Below are 16,399 nucleotides of genomic sequence, written 5' to 3'. Positions count from 1 at the left end.
ACCCGCGCCCGCGCCGTAGCGTGGCCCCGTGGCTCTGACGTCCGACGACCTGCACCTGCTGCCCCAGCCCGCCTCGGTCGAGCCCCGCGAGGGCGAGTTCCGGCTGCCGCCCGACCTGACCGTCTCCGGGCCGCCGGAGTGGACCGCGGTGGTCCGCCGGTTGCTCGGTCCGGGCACCGGGTTCGGTCTGCCCGACTCCGCCGACGGCGAGGCCGGCACCATCCGGATCGAGACCGACCCGTCCGTCCCGGCCGAGGGCTACCGGCTCTCCGTCGGCACCGAGGGCGTCACCATCGCCGCCGCGGACTTCGCCGGCGTCAACTGGGCCACCCAGACGCTGCGCCAGCTGCTGCCGGCCTCGACGCTGCGCCCGGCCCCGTCGGGCGGGGCGCTGGCCGTGCCCTGCGTCGAGATCACCGACCAGCCGCGGTTCGCCTGGCGCGGCGTGATGCTCGACGTGGGCCGGCACTTCATGCCCCTGCACGACCTCTACGGCTTCGTCGACCAGCTCGCGCTGCACAAGTACAACCGCTTCCACCTGCACCTCACCGAGGACCAGGGCTGGCGGTTCGAGTCGAAGACGCACCCCGAGCTCAACACCGTGGCCAGCGTCCGCCGCGAGACCCGCAACCCGGCCTGGGAGAGCGGCGACGGCACCCCGCACGGGGGGCTCTACACCCAGGACCAGCTGCGCTCGCTGGTCCGCTACGCCGAGCAGCGCGGGGTGACGATCGTCCCCGAGATCGAGTTCCCGGGCCACGTGCTCGCGGTGCTGGCCGCCTATCCCGAGCTCAGCAACGACCCGTCGCGGACCTACGAGCCGGCCACCACCTGGGGCATCTTCGACGAGGTGCTCAACATGTCCGACCAGGCGATGCAGCTGGTCTACGACATCTTCACCGAGGTGCTCGAGGTGTTCCCGAGCCGCTGGGTCCACGTCGGCGGCGACGAGTGCCCGCGGGTCGAGTGGCAGCGCAGCGAGGCCGCGCACGCGCTGGCCGCCGAACGCGGGCTCGACGACGCCACCGAGCTGCAGAACTGGTTCACCCGCCAGCTCCGCGACTGGCTGGCCGCCCGCGACCGGCAGCTGGTCGGCTGGGACGAGATCAACGACGAGGGCATCCTCGACGGCGCGGTGCTGATGGCCTGGCGGGACGCCAAGTACGGCGTCGAGGGCGCCCGGGCCGGCCAGGACGTGGTGATGTCGCCGAGTCCGTCGACCTACTTCGACTACTACCCCTCGGACCGCGACGACGAGCCCTACGCGATCGGCGGGCTGATCACGACCGAGATGGCCTACGCCTTCGACCCGCTGGAGAACATCCCCGAGGACGCACAGCCGCGGGTGATCGGCACCCAGTGCCAGGTCTGGCGGGAGTACATGCCGACCACCGCCCGGGTGGAGTACGCGCTCTGGCCGCGAGGGTGCGCGCACTCCGAGGTCGCCTGGTCCGATGCCGAGGGCCGCGACTGGACCGAGTTCTCCGCCCGGCTGGCCGGGCACCTGACCCGGCTCGACGCGCTCGGCGTCGGCTACCGCCCCGAGGCCGGCCCGCGTCCGTACCAGCAGGGCGGGACCGGCCGCTACGCCCGGCCGGCGACGCACCGCCGATGACGATCACCGGGCAGCCCGGTCCGGCGCGGGGACCGGTGCCGGCCCCCGCCCGGGCGGCGGGGACGCCGCCGCTGGCCGAGCGGATGCGGGCGTTCGGGACGACGATCTTCGCCGAGATGTCGGCGCTGGCCACCCGGACCGGGTCGATCAACCTCGGTCAGGGCTTCCCCGACACCGACGGGCCCGAGGAGGTGCTGGCCGCCGCGCGGCAGGCGATCTCCGACGGCCACAACCAGTACCCGCCGGGTCGCGGCATCCCCGAGCTGCGGCAGGCGATCGCCGCCGACCGCGAGCGGCGGCGCGGGCAGCGGTTCGACCCCGAGACCGAGGTGCTGGTCACCGCCGGCGCCACCGAGGCGATCACCGCGGCGGTCCTGGCGCTCTGCGAGGCCGGCGACGAGGTGATCGCGCTCGAGCCGACCTACGACTCCTACGCCGCCTCGATCGCGCTGGCCGGCGCGCGACTCGTCCCGGTGCGGCTCGAGCCGCCGGACTTCGGTGTCGACCTCGACCGGCTGGCCGCGGCGATTACCCCGCGCACCCGGTTGTTGTTGATCAACACCCCGCACAACCCGACCGGCCGGGTGCTCGACGAGCAGGAGCTGGCCGGGATCGCCCGGCTGGCGGTCGCGCACGACCTGTTGGTGATCACCGACGAGGTCTACGAGCACCTGGTCTACGACGGCGAGCACCTGCCGCTGGCCCGCTTCCCCGGCATGGCGGAACGGACGATCACCGTCAGCTCGGCGGGCAAGACGTTCGCGGTGACCGGCTGGAAGATCGGCTGGGCCTGCGCCCGGCCCGAGCTGATCACCGCGATCACCACCACCAAGCAGTTCCTGACCTACGTCAACGGGGCGCCGTTCCAGTGGGCGGTGGCCACCGGGCTCGGTCTGCCCGACTCCGTGATCACCACGATCCGCGACGACCTGCGCGCCGGCCGTGACCTGCTGGCCGACGGGCTGCGGGCCGCCGGGCTCGAACCGTTCCGCTGCCAGGGCACGTACTTCCTCACCGTCGACGTGGCCAGGCTCGGCTTCGACGATGGTCTCGACTTCTGCCGTCGGCTGCCCGAGCTCTGCGGGGTGGTCGCGGTGCCCAGCCGGGTCTTCTACACCGACCCGGGACCGGCGGCGAGCTTCGTCCGTTTCGCCTTCTGCAAGCGGCCCGCGGTGCTCAGCGCCGCAGCCGAACGGCTGGCGACGCTGTCGCCGCGGTGATCATCGGCCGGCTCTGCGCGGGCGGGTGATCACCCTTCGACAGGCTCAGGGCACCGTGGTGGCGGCTCGGGGCACCGTGATCATGATCGCCCTTCGACAGGCTCAGGGCGCGGTGGTGGTGGCTCATGGCACCGTGGTGGCGGCTCAGGGCACCGTGCCCGTTCGACAGGCTCAGGGCGCGGTCGTGGCGGCTCAGGGCACCGTGGTGGCGGCTCAGGGCGCGTGACCGGGGTCAGGAGCGTGCGGGGAGCAGCGAGAGCGGGACGTCGGTGTGCTCCTCGACGCGGGTGCGCTCGGCCCGCCAGAGCCGGGCGGTGGGACGGACCTCGGAGACCGCGGCGGCCAGCTCGGCCATCCCGACGAGCCCGGGACCACGTCCGGTCAGCTGGTCCCAGGACGCGAGCGCCCGGGCCCGGGTGCAGACCCAGACCAGGTCGGCGGCCGACAGACCGGTGGTGCTGCGGACCAGCCGGCGGAGGTTGACCAGCCCGACCGACGGGCCGGCGAGCCGGCGCTCGAGGATCGCCCGGCGGGCGTGCCGGTCGGGTTCGGCGACCAGGACCTCGGGGCCGAGCCGGTCGCTGCCGCGCAGCGCCGGCGGCACCAGCCAGGGGCGTTCGGTCGAGCCGACCAGGACGACCCGGCGACCCCGGCGGGCGGTGGACGAGGACCCGTCCAGCTCGGCGGCGAGCCGGCCGACGACGGCGTCGGCGGCGGTCCAGACGGTGCGGCCGGCCTCGGAGCCGGGGGTCAGCGCGTCGAGCTCGTCGAGCAGCACGACGGTGGACGGGGTGCGGACGGCCGCGGCGAACAGGGCGGCGAGCTCGAGCTCGACGGTCTCGGCCGGGTCGGCGGTGCGTGAGGCGCGGGTGACCAGGTCGGCGACCTGGAGCCGGACCAGACTGCCGCCGAGCTCCCCGGCGACCGCGCGGACCAGCAGGGTGCGGCCACAGCCCTGCGGGCCATAGAGCAGCAGGCCGGCGCTCCGGCCGACCGCGGCGAGGCGCTCGGCGCGGCGGACCGCGCTGCGGAGCCGGCGGACCACCGGGCGGAGCCCGTGGACGTCGTCGAGACCGAGGTCGCTGTGCAGCAGCTTCCAGCTCCGGGCGCCGCCGACGTGGTCGGGCGCGGTCGGGGCGTCCCAGACCGGAGCCGCAGCGACCGGGGCGGCCGGGACCGACGGGACGGTCTCGGGGGCCAGCGTCCGGGCCGGCCGGGCGAGCAGCGCCAGACCGGACGCGTCCGGCGCGGAGGAGGCGAGGTCGGCGGCGTTCGCCCGGGGGTCGGCAAGCACGAGACGATCATGGCGCGGACCGGGTCGGACCAGCAGGGCCTGGTGTGCACAGTGCATCGGCCAGAAGTGCACAGTCGGCCCCCCCCCGGTGAGCGCGCACGCCGTGCACGCCGTGCACTGCGGGCCGACCGGGCGGCCGTCGCCCGTCGGGCTCAGTCCGTGACCGCGGGGTCCGCGAGCCGTTCGATCCCGTGCCGGAGCAGGTCGACCCGGTCCCCCGCCGGCACGGCGTCGGCCGACCAGGCGAGCGCGTCGAAGGGGCACTCGTCGACGCAGATCCCGCAGAACATGCACAGCGACCAGTCGAGGGTGAAGGCGTCGAGCACATTCACCGTCCGGGTCCGGGCGCCCGCCGGGACGTCGGTGGCGGGCGCGGTGTGCGAGGTGATGTCGATGCACCAGCTCGGGCACTCGCGGGCGCAGATCATGCACGAGGTGCACGCCTGCGGGACCAGCCGGATCGAGCGGTGCCCGGTCGCAGGGCCGGCGGACGGGCCGGGCGGAACGGTCACCGTCGTCGCCTCCGCACCCGGCCCCCGGTCACCGACCCGGCGATCTCCTCCGGGCCGGCCGGGTCGGGTTCGGTCCGGTCACCCCAGACCTCCGGCTCGGGCACGCCGGGCGGCAGCATCCGCCGCCGGCTCGGGGCCCCTGACGAGCCTGACGAGCCTGACGAGCCCGACGAGCCCGACGAGCCCGACGAACCGGACGGCCCCGCCGGGCCCGGACGCTCGGCCGCACCGGTCGGACGCGACGACCGCGGGACCGCGCCCCGGTCCGACGGGTCCTTGGCCCCCGGCCAACCGGTGGCCGCCCGCGCGCCGAGCACGGCGTCCTTGCGCAGCGGGGGCGTCCCGGCGTGGTGGTCGAGCAGCAGCGGACGGGAGTCGCCGCCGACGAAGTCGATCCCGAACAGGTCGGTGCCCTCGCGCTCGTGCCAGCCCGCGCCGGCGAAGACCCCGGCGATGCTGGCGAGCTGCGGCGTCGACCGCGGGACCGTGGTGGACAGCCGGAGTCCGACGCCCGGCCGGGCGGGGTCGATCAGCCGCAGCACCACGGTGAAGGTGTCGTCGCGGCCGATCTCGTCGACACAACCGAGCCAGTCGAACCAGGACCAGCCCTGGTCGCGGGCCTCGGCGACCCGCCGCCGCCAGTCACCGACCTCGACCTGCTCGACGAGGTCGCCGTCGCTCACGACGCCTCCCGGACGGCGTCCCGCGGCTCGGCCAGCAGCTCCTCGACCACGGTGACCAGCGCGTCCGGCGGCGGCGGGCACCCCGGCAGGTAGACGTCGACGCCGACGACCTGGTCGATCCCGTTGGTGACCGCGTAGCTGTCCCAGTAGGGGCCGCCGGACGACGCGCAGGCCCCGAACGCGGCCACCGTCACCGGTCCGACCGCCGCGCAGGCCTCGACCACCGCCTGCACCGCCGGGGCCAGCCGGTCAGTGACCGTCCCCGAGATCACCACCAGCCGCGGGGTCCCGGGTGGCAGCTCGCCCACCGGGACCGGCACCGCCTCCGGGAAGGCGGCCAGCGCGGCCTCGAACTCGAGCGTGCAGCAGGCCAGCCCGACGTCGACCAGCGCGGGGTCCGGGCCGTCGGCCGGCCCGCGCCCGGTCAGCCGCCAGGCCCGCAGCGTCGTCACGGCTGCAGGGTAGCCAGCGACCGCCGCGCGGGCAGGAGCCCGGTCGCCGACCGTCGCCGGCCCAGGGGCGATGATGGGCCCGACCGCTCCGGCCCGTGCCGGTCGCGATCCCGGCGGAGCCCTCCACCCGCCGCGCAGTCCCGACGGGAGTGGATCTGGTGCCGGACGACGGGCTCGACCTGCGCGTCGCCGCGGTGCTCGCGGTGCTCGGTGGCGAGCCGCTCGCCGAGGTCGCCCGTCGTCAGGTGGTCGAGCCGGCGCTGCTCGAACGCTGGGTCGAGGCCTTCGTCGACGCCGGCGCCGCCGAGGTGACCAACCAGCCGAACCCGCGGGCGGCCCGGCAGCGCGACCGGTTCCTCGCCGCGTACGCCCACGAGACCCGCACCCCGCTGGGGGTCGCCTCGGGCTGGGCGACCGTGCTGCGCGAGGAAGAGCTCACCGAGGCCGAGCGCGACCGCGCCGTGGCCAAGCTGTCCGCGGCACTGGAACGGCTCAACGAGCGGGTCGAGGAGATGGAGCTGCTGGCCGCCTCGTCGCTGGGGCGTCTCGAGCTGGAGCCGGAGACCGTCCCGGCCGACGCGTTGCTGGCCCGGACCGCGCCGGACGCCCCGGTGCGGCTCGGCGCGGACACCGCCGAGGTGCCGCTGGTGGAGGTCGACCTCGACCAGTTCACCCGCGTGCTCCGCGACCTGTGGCGGACCGCCGGCCACCCACCCGCGCCGCAGGAGCGGTGGTGGGAGGTCCGGGCGGTCGAGCCGTGGGTCGAGTTCCGGGCCCGGCGTCGCGGCGACCCGGTGGACGTCCGGGTGCTGGGTGCCCTGTTCGATCCGTTCGACAGCAACTCCGACAGCACCGGGGTTACGATGGGCCTGCATCTGGCGCGAGCTCTCGCTGTGGCGCACGGCGGGACGATCGGGGTCGACCAGAACGACGCCGGCGCGGCCTTCTGGGTCCGGGTGCCGCGTCGCCGGCCGACCGGCGACGCCGTTCCCCAGCCCGAGGGCACGTGAGGTGGCGCGTGTGCTGCCCCCTGTCGCTCCCGGACGTCGTGACGTCCGCCCCCCGAACGGAGTCCCCCGATGGTCTTCAAGCTCGCCTGTGGTGACGTCATGCCTGGCTGCACCGCCCACTTCGAGAACACCGACCGCGACCAGCTGCTCGGTGCCGTCGCCGCCCACGCGGCGGCCGACCACGGCATCACCACCATCACCCCCGACGTCCTCGCTGCGGTCGAGGGCAAGATCAGCCGGGAGCCCGTCGGCGCCTGATCCGAACGGTCGTCGGCTCCGGTGAGGGGCAGCGGCGACGGCTGGACGACCTGCGGACGCGGCCACCGGCACTGGGGGCTGTTCGGTGCGGCAGGCGTGCTGCTGCACGCCTTCCCCGACGCCGGCAGCCCGCCCGGCGTGGCCGTCGACCGGATCCTGCTCCAGCAGCGGGTCTGCTGGAGCCACCACGGCGGTACCTGGGGCATCCCCGGCGGCGCCCGCGACGACGACGAGACAGTGGTCGCCGGCGCGCTCCGCGAGGTCGCCGAGGAGACCACGCTCGACCCCGGCCGGGTGCAGGTCGAGGCCACCTACACCGACGACCACGGCGGCTGGACCTACACCACGGTGATCGGGTGGGCCGACGCCGAGCCGGCGCCACGACCCCGTGGCCCGGAGAGCGACGACCTGCGCTGGTTCGCGGTCGCCGAGACCGACCGGCTCGAGCTGCACCCCGGCTTCGGCCGCACCTGGCCACTGCTCCGTCCGCTCGACCGGTCGCCGCGGCTGGTGGTCGACGTCGCCAACACCATGGGCAGCCGACCGGACGGCTGGTGGCGCGACCGGGCCGGCGCAGCGGCCCGGCTGCGCGACCAGCTCGCCGCCGTCGATTCCTGGCCGGACCCGTTGCTCGGCCGCTGGCTCGGACGTCCCGGCCTCGAACCGCTCCGCCGGCACTGCCCGGTGGTGCTGGTGGTCGAGGGGGCCGCCCGCGAGCTCGAGCCGGTGCCGGGGGTCGAGGTGGTCGCTGCGCCGGGCTCCGGTGACGACGCGATCGTGGAGGTGGTCGGGCAGGGGGACGACCGTCCGACGCTGGTGGTCACCGCCGACCGCGAGCTCCGCCGTCGGGTCGAGGCGCTCGGCGCGGTGCCGTTCGGCCCGCGGTCCCTGCTCGACGTGCTCGACGGGGGCTGAGCCGCACCCCTCCCACCCGGATCGAGAACACCGGACCGAAAGCCCCGGCCCGAAAAGGACTGTCCCGGCCGGGCCGGCTGGTCGAGGATGGCGCCGTGCTGAGCGATGACCGGCCGACCGCCGTGGCCGACCGGCTGGCCCGCGTCGGCGGCGTGGTCGGAGTGGCGCTCGGCGGCAGCCGGGCCCGGGGCGTGGCCCGCCCCGACTCCGACGTCGACCTCGGGCTCTACTACCGCGGCCCGCTCGACGTGCCCGGGCTGCGGAAGCTGGCCGCCGAGCTCGCCACCGACCGCGACGGCGGGGCGACGCCGGAGTTGACCGAGCCCGGCGGCTGGGGCCGCTGGGTCGACGGCGGCGGCTGGCTGACGATCGACGGCGTCCCGGTCGACTGGCTCTATCGCGACCTCGACCGGGTGGCCGCCGCCTGCGCCGCCGCCCGGCGCGGCGCGCTCGACTTCGGTTTCCAGGTCGGCCACCCCTTCGGCTTCGCCGAGGTGGCCTACGCCGGCGAACTGGCGCTGGGACGGGTGCTGGCCGACCCGGACGGCGAGCTCGGTCGGTTGCGGGCCGGGCTGGACCCCTACCCGGACGCGCTGGCCGCCGCCTTCGCCGACCGGCTCGATGAGGCCCGGTTCCTGCTGGGCGCGGTGACCAAATCGGCGCGCCGCGGTGACCTCGTCTTCGTGGCCGGGACCCTGTTCCGGGCGGTGGGGCTGGCCGCACACGCGGTGGCCGCGGCCCAGCACCGGTGGATGATCACCGAGAAGGGGCTGGTCGACGAGGTGGGCGCGCTGCCCGGCACGCCGGCCGGGTTCGCCGGGCGGGCTCGCGCCGTGCTCTCCGGTCTGACCGACGCTCCGGACGTGCTCGGCGCAGCCGTCGAGCACGCCGTCGCCCTGGTCGCGGAGGCCGATGACTTCTGCCGCCGTCGGAGGTCGGAGCAGCCATGACCCTCGTGATCAGCCACATGTCGGTGTCGGTCGACGGCTTCGTCGCCGGTCCCGACCAGAGCCTGGAGAACCCGCTCGGGATCGGCGGTCCGCGGCTGCACCGCTGGCACTTCGAAGCGGACGAGCCCGGGCACGAGGTCGACGCCGGCTTCCGCGACCAGCTGCTCGGCCGCGGCGCCGCCTACGTGATGGGCCGGAACATGTTCGGGCCGGTCCGCGGCGGCTGGGACAGCTGGGCACCCGACGGCGAGCCGGCCGAGTGGCGCGGCTGGTGGGGCGAGGAGCCGCCGTACCACGCGCCGGTGTTCGTGCTGACCCACCACCCGCGTCCGCCGCTGGAGCTGCAGGGCACCACCTTCCACTTCGTCACCGACGGTGTCGCGGCGGCGCTGGACCGCGCGCGTGAGGCCGCCGGCCCGGACGGCGTGGTGGACGTCGCCGGCGGCGCCTCGACGGTGCAGCAGGTGATCCGGCTGGGTGCGCTCGACGAGCTGCTGATCGACATCGCCCCGGCGCTGCTCGGGTCGGGCGCCCGGTTGCTCGACGGTCTCGACGACCCCGGCCTCGAGGTCGTCGAAGCGGTCCACTCACCCTGGGCCACCCACATCCGCTACCGGCTCGGCCGCTGACATACGTCGAGAGCGCTTCGACAAGCTCAGCGCGCGTTCGTGCGGTCCTCATCCAGCGCGCCCTGGGCGCGCCTCACGCCGTGCCTGAGCCCACCCCCACCCCGTGCCTCAGCGCACCCCACCCCGTGCCCTGAGCCCGTCGAAGGGCGCATCGACAAGCTCAGCGCGCGTTCGTGCGGGCCTCATCCAGCGTGCCCTGAGCTTGTCGAAGGGCGCTTCGACAAGCTCAGCGCGCGTTCGTGCGGTCCTCATCCAGCGTGACCTGGGCGCGCCTCAGGCCGTGCCTGAGCCCACAAGGTGCCCTGAGCCCACCCCGCCCCGTGCCCTGAGCTTGTCGAAGGGCGCTTCGACGAACGCTCCGCGCGTCAGGTGAGCAGGAAGTCCGGCGGGAAGACCTGTCGGTCGAGCTCGGCCAGGACGTCCGCGTCGAGCCGGCCGACCCGGGCGTAGGACTCGGCCAGCGCGCCGAGCACCGGGGACCGGTGGGTGGCGACCACCGGGCAGCCGGGCAGCCGGCGGCCGAGCGCCTCGACGGTGGCTTCGCGGAGCAGCCCGTGGTCGCTGCTCAGCACCGAGCCGCCGAGCACCACCGGGAACGGCGCGGAGAGCCCGACCCGGTCACGGGCGGCGACGCCGTACCCGGCGATCCGCTCGGCCTGGTCGAGGACGATCGCCCGCGCCACCGCGTCGCCTTCCGCCGCGGCGGCGAGCACGTCGCGGGCCAGCGCCGGGCGGCTCCGCCGGTCGGCGCCGCGCCGGGTGGTGCGCTCGAGCAGCGTGGCGACGTCCGGATAGTCCCAGCGCTCGAGCACCCGCGCGGTCAGCGCCGTGGTCGGGGCGAGCCCGAGCTCGGCACTGATCACCGCGTCGACCGCTGCCGAGCCGAGGTCGGTGCCGCCGAACCGGCCGACGATCCAGAACGAGGCCGACCATTCCGGGACCGCCCCGTCCGGGCCGGCCGGCCCGCGCGCGACCGCGGCCGCCCCGGTCCCCGCCGACAGCGCGACGCCGAGGCCGTCGGGAGCACCGGCCCGGAGCAGCGCGAAGCCGTCGTTGAGCAGCGTGTACCGCGCGCCGAGCCCGGGCATCCGGTCGGCCAGCTCCGCGTGCCAGAAGGCGTGGTCGTCGTCATAATCCACCCCGGCCAGGCAGAACGCCGCCGAGACCAGACCGGCACCGTCGGGCGGGCTGTCCGCCCCGGTCAGCGCGGCGGCGACCGCCTCGGCCACCGCCCGGGTGGCCGCCCGCTCACCGGCGCCGTAGATGTCGCCGTTGCCGCTCCGGCCGCGGCCGAGCACGCGCCCGGTGTCGTCGGCGACCAGCGCGACCGTCTTCGAGTTGCCGGCGTCGACCCCGAGGTGCAGGGCGCGGTCGGTCACCGGAGCAACCGCTCCGGCAGGTAGTCGCGGTTGGCGAAGGCGAGCTCGTCGTAGAGCTCCTCGGCGACGTGCAGGTTGCGGACGAACGGGTGACTGACCAGCGCCCGCACGGCGTCCGCGCGGGTGCCGTCCCAGGCCGCGTCGGCGGCCAGCCGCTGGTACTCGGCCAGCGTCTGGGTGATCCCGCGGACCGCGTGCGGGAGCGGCTCCTGCGGGACCGGACGCACGCCGTCGCCGTCGACCTCGCACCACACCTCGACCACGGTGTCGTCGTCGAAGCCCGGCAGCGCGGCCGGCCGCCCTGGCCCGGCGTTGGGCAGGTTGACCGGCAGCCGCGCCGGGGCGTCGGTGCCCGGGGTGCGGTTGTAGTAGGCGCTCATCACGTCGATGGCCAGCTCGAGCTCGTGGATGCCGCCGCGCGAGCGGGTCGGGTCGAGCTGCGGGTCGTCGGAGGCGGCCTGCTCGGCGTAGTGCTGCCAGTAGCCGGGCAGCGCCTCCAGCAGCACCCCGGCCCGGGTCAGCCGCCCGGCCTGGGCCTCGCGGAACGCCTCCTCGCCGAAGTAGTAGTAGCGGAAGTAGTCGCTGGGCACCGAGCCGACGGCCACCGCCAGGTGCAGCAGCCGCTTCGACCAGACGTCGACGGTCGGGTCGTCGGCGACCGCCGCGTACCCCTCGGCGAGCCGCGGGATCAGGTCCTCACCGTCGTAGCGGTGCACGGTCGACCAGCAGTTGTGGTTGACCCCGGCCATCATCACCTCGGCCCGGTCGGGATCGAGGCCGGCGGTGCGGAGGATCGGCGGCCAGAAGGTGATCGGTCCTTCGCACATCGACCAGATCGTCCGGTCGCTGTGGGTGGTGATCGCCTGGCTCACCAGGTTCACCGGGTTGGTGTAGTTGAAGATCACCGCGTCCGGGGCGACGGCGTCGAGGTCGTCGAGGATCGTCTTCATGGCGGCGACCGAGCGGAACGCCATCATCATCCCGCCGGGGCCCTGGGTCTCCTGGCCGATCACCCCGTGCCGCATCGGGATCTGCTCGTCGGCCAGCCGCATCTCGAACCCGCCCGGGCGGAAGCTGGTGAGCACCGCGTCGACGCCGGTCAACCCGGCCCGCTGGTCGGTGCTGGTCTCGACGGTGATGTCGAGCCCCTGGCGGGCGGCGATCTTGCGGGCGATGGTCGCGACCAGCTCGAGGGTGTCGGCGCGCTGGTCGATCAGCACCACCCGCGACCCGTCGAACGCGTCGCCCTTGCTGAACAGGGAGGCCATCGTCCCGGCGGCCCGGGACGACCCGCCGCCCACGTAGGCGATCGAGATGGCGGCCATGGTCAACTCCTTCGCTCGGGTCCGCCCGCGGCGGCCCGGTCGGCGTACAGGTGCGGGGTGCGGCAGTCGGCGACCACGGTCGCCGGCCAGTCCGACTGGTAGCCCTCGGCCGCGGTGAGCCGGCCGAAGGCGGTCTGCTTGTCGCGGCCGTGGACGATCATCACGACCTCGGCCGAGCGGTCCCGGATGGTCCCGACCCCGACGGTGACGCCGTGGGCGGGGACGTTCTCGAGCCGGCCGCCGAAGCTGGGGAAGGTGGCCAGGTTGTCGGTGCGGGTGCTGTCCGGCAACGGCACCACCCGGGTCCGGCTGTCCGGGGCGGAGCCCGGCGTGTTGAAGGCCACGTGACCGTCGCCGGCGCCGCTGGCCAGCAGGAACAGGTCGACGCCACCGAGGGCGTCCAGCCGGTGCTCGTAGGCCTCCGGGTCGGCCGGGTCGGGCACCTCGAGCGCGTCGACGGCCACCCGGCGCGACTCCGGCACCCCGGCGTCCGCGGCGGCCGCGCGGAGCGGCTCGACGATCTCCACCCGGCCGAACCGGCGGCAGGAGTGCGCCAGCCCGGGGTCGACGGGCGCCGGTCCGTCGGGGCCCTGCTCGACGTACTCGTCCATCATCAGCACCCGCAGCCCGGACAGGTCGGTGCCCTCGGCGGCGGCCCGCCGGGCCAGCGCCCGATAGCTGCTCAGCGCGCTCCGGCCGCCCGGACAGCCGAGGACGAACGGCGCGCCCGCCGGCCGGGCCCCGATCCGGGCCAGCACCAGCGCAGCGACCGCCTCCCCCAGCGTCGCGGGGTCGGCGAAGACCGTCGGCTCGATCCGCACAGCAGCAGACCCTACGGAAGCCCGCTCCGGGTCCAGCGCCCGGACGTCGCCGACCGGGTTTCCCGACGCCCCTAACATGGACCAGGTTGCCGAGCCGCGCCCGGACGTCGGATCGCCGGCGTGACCCGACGGCCAGCGCTCCGGCCGACCCTCCAGCACCCGGATCCCGTGCGGAGCCGCGCGACGAGGCGCACCGATCGAGACCACCGACGACATCGGGGAAAGAAGGCATCACCGCCGTGCACAAGGTCCAGACGCTCGACCGTGTCGTGATCCGGTTCGCCGGCGACTCCGGCGACGGCATGCAGCTGACCGGCGACCGCTTCACCGCCGACTCCGCGCTGTGGGGCAACGACATCTCGACGCTCCCGAACTTCCCCGCCGAGATCCGCGCGCCTGCCGGCACCCTGCCCGGCGTGTCGAGCTTCCAGCTGCACTTCGCCAACTACGACATCATGACGCCGGGTGACCGGCCGGACGTGCTGGTGGCGATGAACCCGGCGGCGCTCAAAGCGAACATCGCCGACCTGCCGCGCGGCGGCGTGATCATCGCCGACACCGCCGACTTCACCAAGCGCAACCTGGCCAAGGTCGGCTACGCCGCGGACCCGCTGACCGACGACTCGCTGGCCGACTACCAGGTGCACGCGCTCGACCTGACCGGGATGACCGTCGAGGCGGTCAAGGAGTTCGGGCTGAGCCGCAAGGACGCCTCCCGGGCCAAGAACATGTTCGCCCTCGGGCTGCTGTCCTGGCTGTACCACCGGCCGGTGGAGGGCACGCTCGACTTCCTGGCCACCAAGTTCGCCTCCAAGCCGGCCATCCGCGACGCCAACATCACCGCGTTCCGCACCGGCTACGCGTTCGGCGAGACCACCGAGGTGTTCGCGGTCCGCTACGAGGTCGCCCCGGCGCCGATGCCGAGCGGCCGCTACCGGCAGATCTCGGGCAACACCGCGCTCGCCTACGGCCTGGTCACCGCGGCCCGGAAGGCCGGGCTGCCGCTGTTCCTCGGCGCCTACCCGATCACCCCGGCCTCCGAGGTGCTGCACGAGCTCAGCAAGCACAAGCGCTTCGGCGTGACCACCTTCCAGGCCGAGGACGAGATCGCCGGCGTCGGCTCCGCGCTCGGCGCCAGCTTCGCCGGCCACCTCGGCGTGACCACCTCCTCGGGCCCTGGCATCGCGCTCAAGGCCGAGACCATCGGGCTCGGGGTGATGACCGAGCTGCCGCTGATCGTCTGCGACATCCAGCGCGCCGGGCCCAGCACCGGCATGCCGACCAAGACCGAGCAGTCCGACCTGCTGCAGGTGATGTTCGGGCGCAACGGCGAGGCACCGGTCCCGGTGCTCGCCGCGCAGAGCCCGGCCGACTGCTTCGACACCGCAATCGAGGCGGTCCGGATCGCCGTCACCTACCGGACGCCGGTCTTCCTGCTCTCCGACGGCTACATCGCCAACGGCGCCGAGCCGTGGCGGGTGCCGGACGTCGCCGCCATCCCCGAGATCGACCCCGGCTTCGCCACCGAGCCGAACGCCACCGGCAAGGACGGCTCGCCCGCCTTCCTGCCCTACAAGCGCGACCCGGAGACGCTGGCCCGGCCGTGGGCGATCCCCGGCACCGCGGGTCTGGAGCACCGGATCGGCGGCATCGAGAAGGACGCCGAGACCGGCAACGTCTCCTACGACCCGGCCAACCACGACGCGATGGTGCGCACCCGGCAGGCCAAGGTGGACGGCATCGTCCGCGACATCCCCGACCTGGTGGTCGACGACCCGGGCGCCGAGGACGGCGACGGCGCGCGGGTGCTGGTGGTCGGCTGGGGTTCGACCTACGGGCCGATCACCGCCGCGGTCCGCCGGGTCCGGGCCGGGGGCCGCCGGGTCGCCCAGACCCACCTGCGCCACCTCAACCCGTTCCCGGGCAACCTCGGCGAGGTCCTGCACCGCTACGACCGGGTGATCGTCCCCGAGATGAACCTCGGCCAGCTGGCCATGCTGCTGCGGGCCAAGTACCTCGTCGACGTCCACTCCTACAGCCGGGTCCGGGGGCTGCCGATCTCGCTGAGCGAGCTCGCCCTCGACCTCGAGGTGGAGATCGACGCCCTCGACGGCGCCCCGACGCCGGCCGACGCAACCCTGGAAGGAGCCGCGCTGTGACCGCGCTCGACACCACCCATCCCGGTCTCGGCGAGCCCGCGGGCCGGCCGAAGGGCCTGGCCGGCGTCCCGCTGTCGCTGACCCCGCTCAACCGCAAGGACTTCACCAGCGACCAGGAGGTCCGCTGGTGCCCCGGCTGCGGGGACTACGCCGTGCTGGCCGCGTTCCAGGGCTTCATGCCCGAGATCGGCATCACCCGCGAGAACACCGTGATCGTCTCGGGGATCGGGTGCTCGTCGCGGTTCCCCTACTACGTCGACTCCTACGGGATGCACTCGATCCACGGCCGGGCGCCGGCGATCGCCACCGGCGTGGCCACCGCGCGACCCGACGTCGGCGTCTGGGTGGTCACCGGCGACGGTGACGCGCTGTCGATCGGCGGCAACCACCTGATCCACGCGCTGCGCCGCAACGTCAACTTCACGATCCTGCTGTTCAACAACCGGATCTACGGGCTGACCAAGGGCCAGTACTCCCCCACCTCGGAGATCGGCAAGATCACCAAGTCGACGCCGATGGGCTCGCTGGACAACCCGTTCAACCCGGTCTCGCTGGCCCTCGGGGCCGAGGCGAGCTTCGTGGCCCGCACGGTCGACTCCGACCGCAAGCACCTCACCGAGGTGCTCCGCGCGGCCGCCGAGCACCGCGGCGCGTCGTTCGTCGAGATCTATCAGAACTGCCCGATCTTCAACGACGGCGCGTTCGACGCGGTCAAGGACGCCGACAGCAAGGCGGACGCGATCATCCCGCTCCGGCACGGCGAGCCGATCGTCTTCGGCGCCGGTGACCGGCTCGGCGTGGTCCGCGATCCGCAGACCGGCGAGTTCTCGGTGGCCGAGGTGGCCGAGGTCGGCGTCGAGGCGCTGGCCGTCCACGACGCGCACCGGCAGGACCCGTCCTGGGCCTTCGGGCTGTCCCGGCTGACCGACGCCGGCGTGCTGCAGCGCTCGCCGATCGGCATCTTCCGCGACGTCGACGCCCCGGTCTACGACGACCTGGCCCGCGAGCAGGTCCAGCTCGCCGCGTCCGGCGGCCCGAACGACGACGACGCCCTGCAGGCCATGATCGCCGGGAAGGACACCTGGACTGTCCGGTGATCCCGGCCCTCTGAGCCCGCCGAGCACCCTGAGCCCGCCGAGCACCCTGAGCCCGTCGAAGGGCCTGAGCCCGTCGAAGG

17 protein-coding genes are annotated in these 16,399 nt (G+C 74.6%); 10 read left to right on the top strand and 7 right to left on the bottom strand.

Annotation, left to right across the window (positions count from 1 at the left end):
• The first annotated feature begins 28 nt into the window (after positions 1-28).
• The 3 genes from FHX74_RS02120 (at position 29) to FHX74_RS02110 (ending at position 3,061) form a co-directional block, all read left to right on the top strand.
• The gene (locus FHX74_RS02120) at positions 29-1,615 is read left to right on the top strand and encodes a beta-N-acetylhexosaminidase (protein WP_182558417.1); all 1,587 of its coding nucleotides are present in this window, start codon (positions 29-31) and stop codon (positions 1,613-1,615) included.
• Positions 1,612-2,835, top strand: coding sequence for a pyridoxal phosphate-dependent aminotransferase (locus FHX74_RS02115; RefSeq protein WP_182558416.1), 1,224 nt, complete (start codon positions 1,612-1,614; stop codon positions 2,833-2,835). The genes FHX74_RS02120 and FHX74_RS02115 overlap by 4 nt, the downstream gene beginning before the upstream one ends.
• 76 nt (positions 2,836-2,911) lie before the next feature.
• Positions 2,912-3,061 carry a hypothetical protein gene (locus FHX74_RS02110; protein WP_182558415.1) on the top strand — a complete coding sequence of 50 codons (150 nt, stop codon included), beginning with the start codon at positions 2,912-2,914 and terminating at the stop codon, positions 3,059-3,061.
• 6 nt (positions 3,062-3,067) lie between these two features.
• On the opposite strand, the gene FHX74_RS02105 is transcribed toward FHX74_RS02110, so the two are convergent.
• The 4 genes from FHX74_RS02105 to FHX74_RS02090 all read right to left on the bottom strand — a co-directional run bounded on the left by FHX74_RS02105 (position 3,068) and on the right by FHX74_RS02090 (position 5,776).
• A complete protein-coding gene (locus FHX74_RS02105) occupies positions 3,068-4,129 on the bottom strand; it encodes an AAA family ATPase (RefSeq protein WP_182558414.1) in 1,062 nt (353 codons plus the stop codon).
• Positions 4,130-4,281: 152 nt separating this feature from the next.
• Positions 4,282-4,641 (bottom strand): NADH-quinone oxidoreductase subunit I, encoded by a 360-nt coding sequence (locus FHX74_RS02100; RefSeq protein ID WP_407941455.1) that lies wholly within the window; start codon positions 4,639-4,641, stop codon positions 4,282-4,284.
• Positions 4,638-5,324: an NADH-quinone oxidoreductase subunit C gene (locus tag FHX74_RS02095; RefSeq protein ID WP_182558413.1), complete on the bottom strand. Its 687-nt coding sequence runs from the start codon at positions 5,322-5,324 to the stop codon at positions 4,638-4,640. Before FHX74_RS02095 ends, FHX74_RS02100 begins: the two co-directional genes overlap by 4 nt.
• Entirely contained in the window at positions 5,321-5,776 is a 456-nt protein-coding gene (locus FHX74_RS02090; protein WP_182558412.1) for an NADH-quinone oxidoreductase subunit B, read from the bottom strand. Before FHX74_RS02090 ends, FHX74_RS02095 begins: the two co-directional genes overlap by 4 nt.
• Before the next feature lie 158 nt (positions 5,777-5,934).
• On the opposite strand from FHX74_RS02090, the gene FHX74_RS02085 reads away from it, so the two are divergent.
• The 5 genes from FHX74_RS02085 to FHX74_RS02065 all read left to right on the top strand — a co-directional run bounded on the left by FHX74_RS02085 (position 5,935) and on the right by FHX74_RS02065 (position 9,538).
• Positions 5,935-6,786 (top strand): sensor histidine kinase, encoded by an 852-nt coding sequence (locus FHX74_RS02085; protein ID WP_182558411.1) that lies wholly within the window; start codon positions 5,935-5,937, stop codon positions 6,784-6,786.
• A 69-nt stretch (positions 6,787-6,855) separates the two neighbouring features.
• The gene (locus FHX74_RS02080; RefSeq protein WP_182558410.1) at positions 6,856-7,044 is read left to right on the top strand and encodes a DUF1059 domain-containing protein; all 189 of its coding nucleotides are present in this window, start codon (positions 6,856-6,858) and stop codon (positions 7,042-7,044) included.
• A gap of 21 nt (positions 7,045-7,065) precedes the next feature.
• Positions 7,066-7,959, top strand: a complete 894-nt coding sequence (locus FHX74_RS19965; protein ID WP_182558409.1) for an NUDIX domain-containing protein — start codon at positions 7,066-7,068, stop codon at positions 7,957-7,959.
• Positions 7,960-8,054: 95 nt separating this feature from the next.
• The gene (locus tag FHX74_RS02070; RefSeq protein WP_182558408.1) at positions 8,055-8,909 is read left to right on the top strand and encodes a nucleotidyltransferase domain-containing protein; all 855 of its coding nucleotides are present in this window, start codon (positions 8,055-8,057) and stop codon (positions 8,907-8,909) included.
• Positions 8,906-9,538 carry a dihydrofolate reductase family protein gene (locus tag FHX74_RS02065; RefSeq protein ID WP_182558407.1) on the top strand — a complete coding sequence of 211 codons (633 nt, stop codon included), beginning with the start codon at positions 8,906-8,908 and terminating at the stop codon, positions 9,536-9,538. Before FHX74_RS02070 ends, FHX74_RS02065 begins: the two co-directional genes overlap by 4 nt.
• A gap of 365 nt (positions 9,539-9,903) precedes the next feature.
• Here FHX74_RS02065 and FHX74_RS02060 read toward each other — a convergent pair whose 3' ends face one another.
• The 3 genes from FHX74_RS02060 to FHX74_RS02050 are packed head-to-tail and all read right to left on the bottom strand — an operon-like array spanning position 9,904 to position 13,063.
• On the bottom strand, positions 9,904-10,917 hold the full coding sequence (locus FHX74_RS02060) for a BadF/BadG/BcrA/BcrD ATPase family protein (protein ID WP_182558406.1): 1,014 nt from the start codon (positions 10,915-10,917) through the stop codon (positions 9,904-9,906).
• The gene (locus FHX74_RS02055) at positions 10,914-12,242 is read right to left on the bottom strand and encodes a family 4 glycosyl hydrolase (RefSeq protein ID WP_182558405.1); all 1,329 of its coding nucleotides are present in this window, start codon (positions 12,240-12,242) and stop codon (positions 10,914-10,916) included. The genes FHX74_RS02060 and FHX74_RS02055 overlap by 4 nt, the downstream gene beginning before the upstream one ends.
• Positions 12,243-12,244: 2 nt before the next feature.
• The gene (locus tag FHX74_RS02050) at positions 12,245-13,063 is read right to left on the bottom strand and encodes a 6-phosphogluconolactonase (protein WP_328823575.1); all 819 of its coding nucleotides are present in this window, start codon (positions 13,061-13,063) and stop codon (positions 12,245-12,247) included.
• A gap of 239 nt (positions 13,064-13,302) precedes the next feature.
• Here FHX74_RS02050 and FHX74_RS02045 point away from each other — a divergent pair, with 239 nt between their 5' ends.
• Positions 13,303-15,222 carry a 2-oxoacid:acceptor oxidoreductase subunit alpha gene (locus FHX74_RS02045; RefSeq protein WP_182558403.1) on the top strand — a complete coding sequence of 640 codons (1,920 nt, stop codon included), beginning with the start codon at positions 13,303-13,305 and terminating at the stop codon, positions 15,220-15,222.
• Positions 15,219-16,319, top strand: a complete 1,101-nt coding sequence (locus FHX74_RS02040) for a 2-oxoacid:ferredoxin oxidoreductase subunit beta (RefSeq protein ID WP_182558402.1) — start codon at positions 15,219-15,221, stop codon at positions 16,317-16,319. The genes FHX74_RS02045 and FHX74_RS02040 overlap by 4 nt, the downstream gene beginning before the upstream one ends.
• Positions 16,320-16,399: the final 80 nt, after the last annotated feature.

The sequence above is a fragment of the Microlunatus kandeliicorticis genome (assembly GCF_014137855.1).
Lineage (GTDB): Bacteria > Actinomycetota > Actinomycetes > Propionibacteriales > Propionibacteriaceae > Microlunatus > Microlunatus kandeliicorticis.
This window is presented reverse-complemented; position numbering and strand designations above follow the sequence as displayed.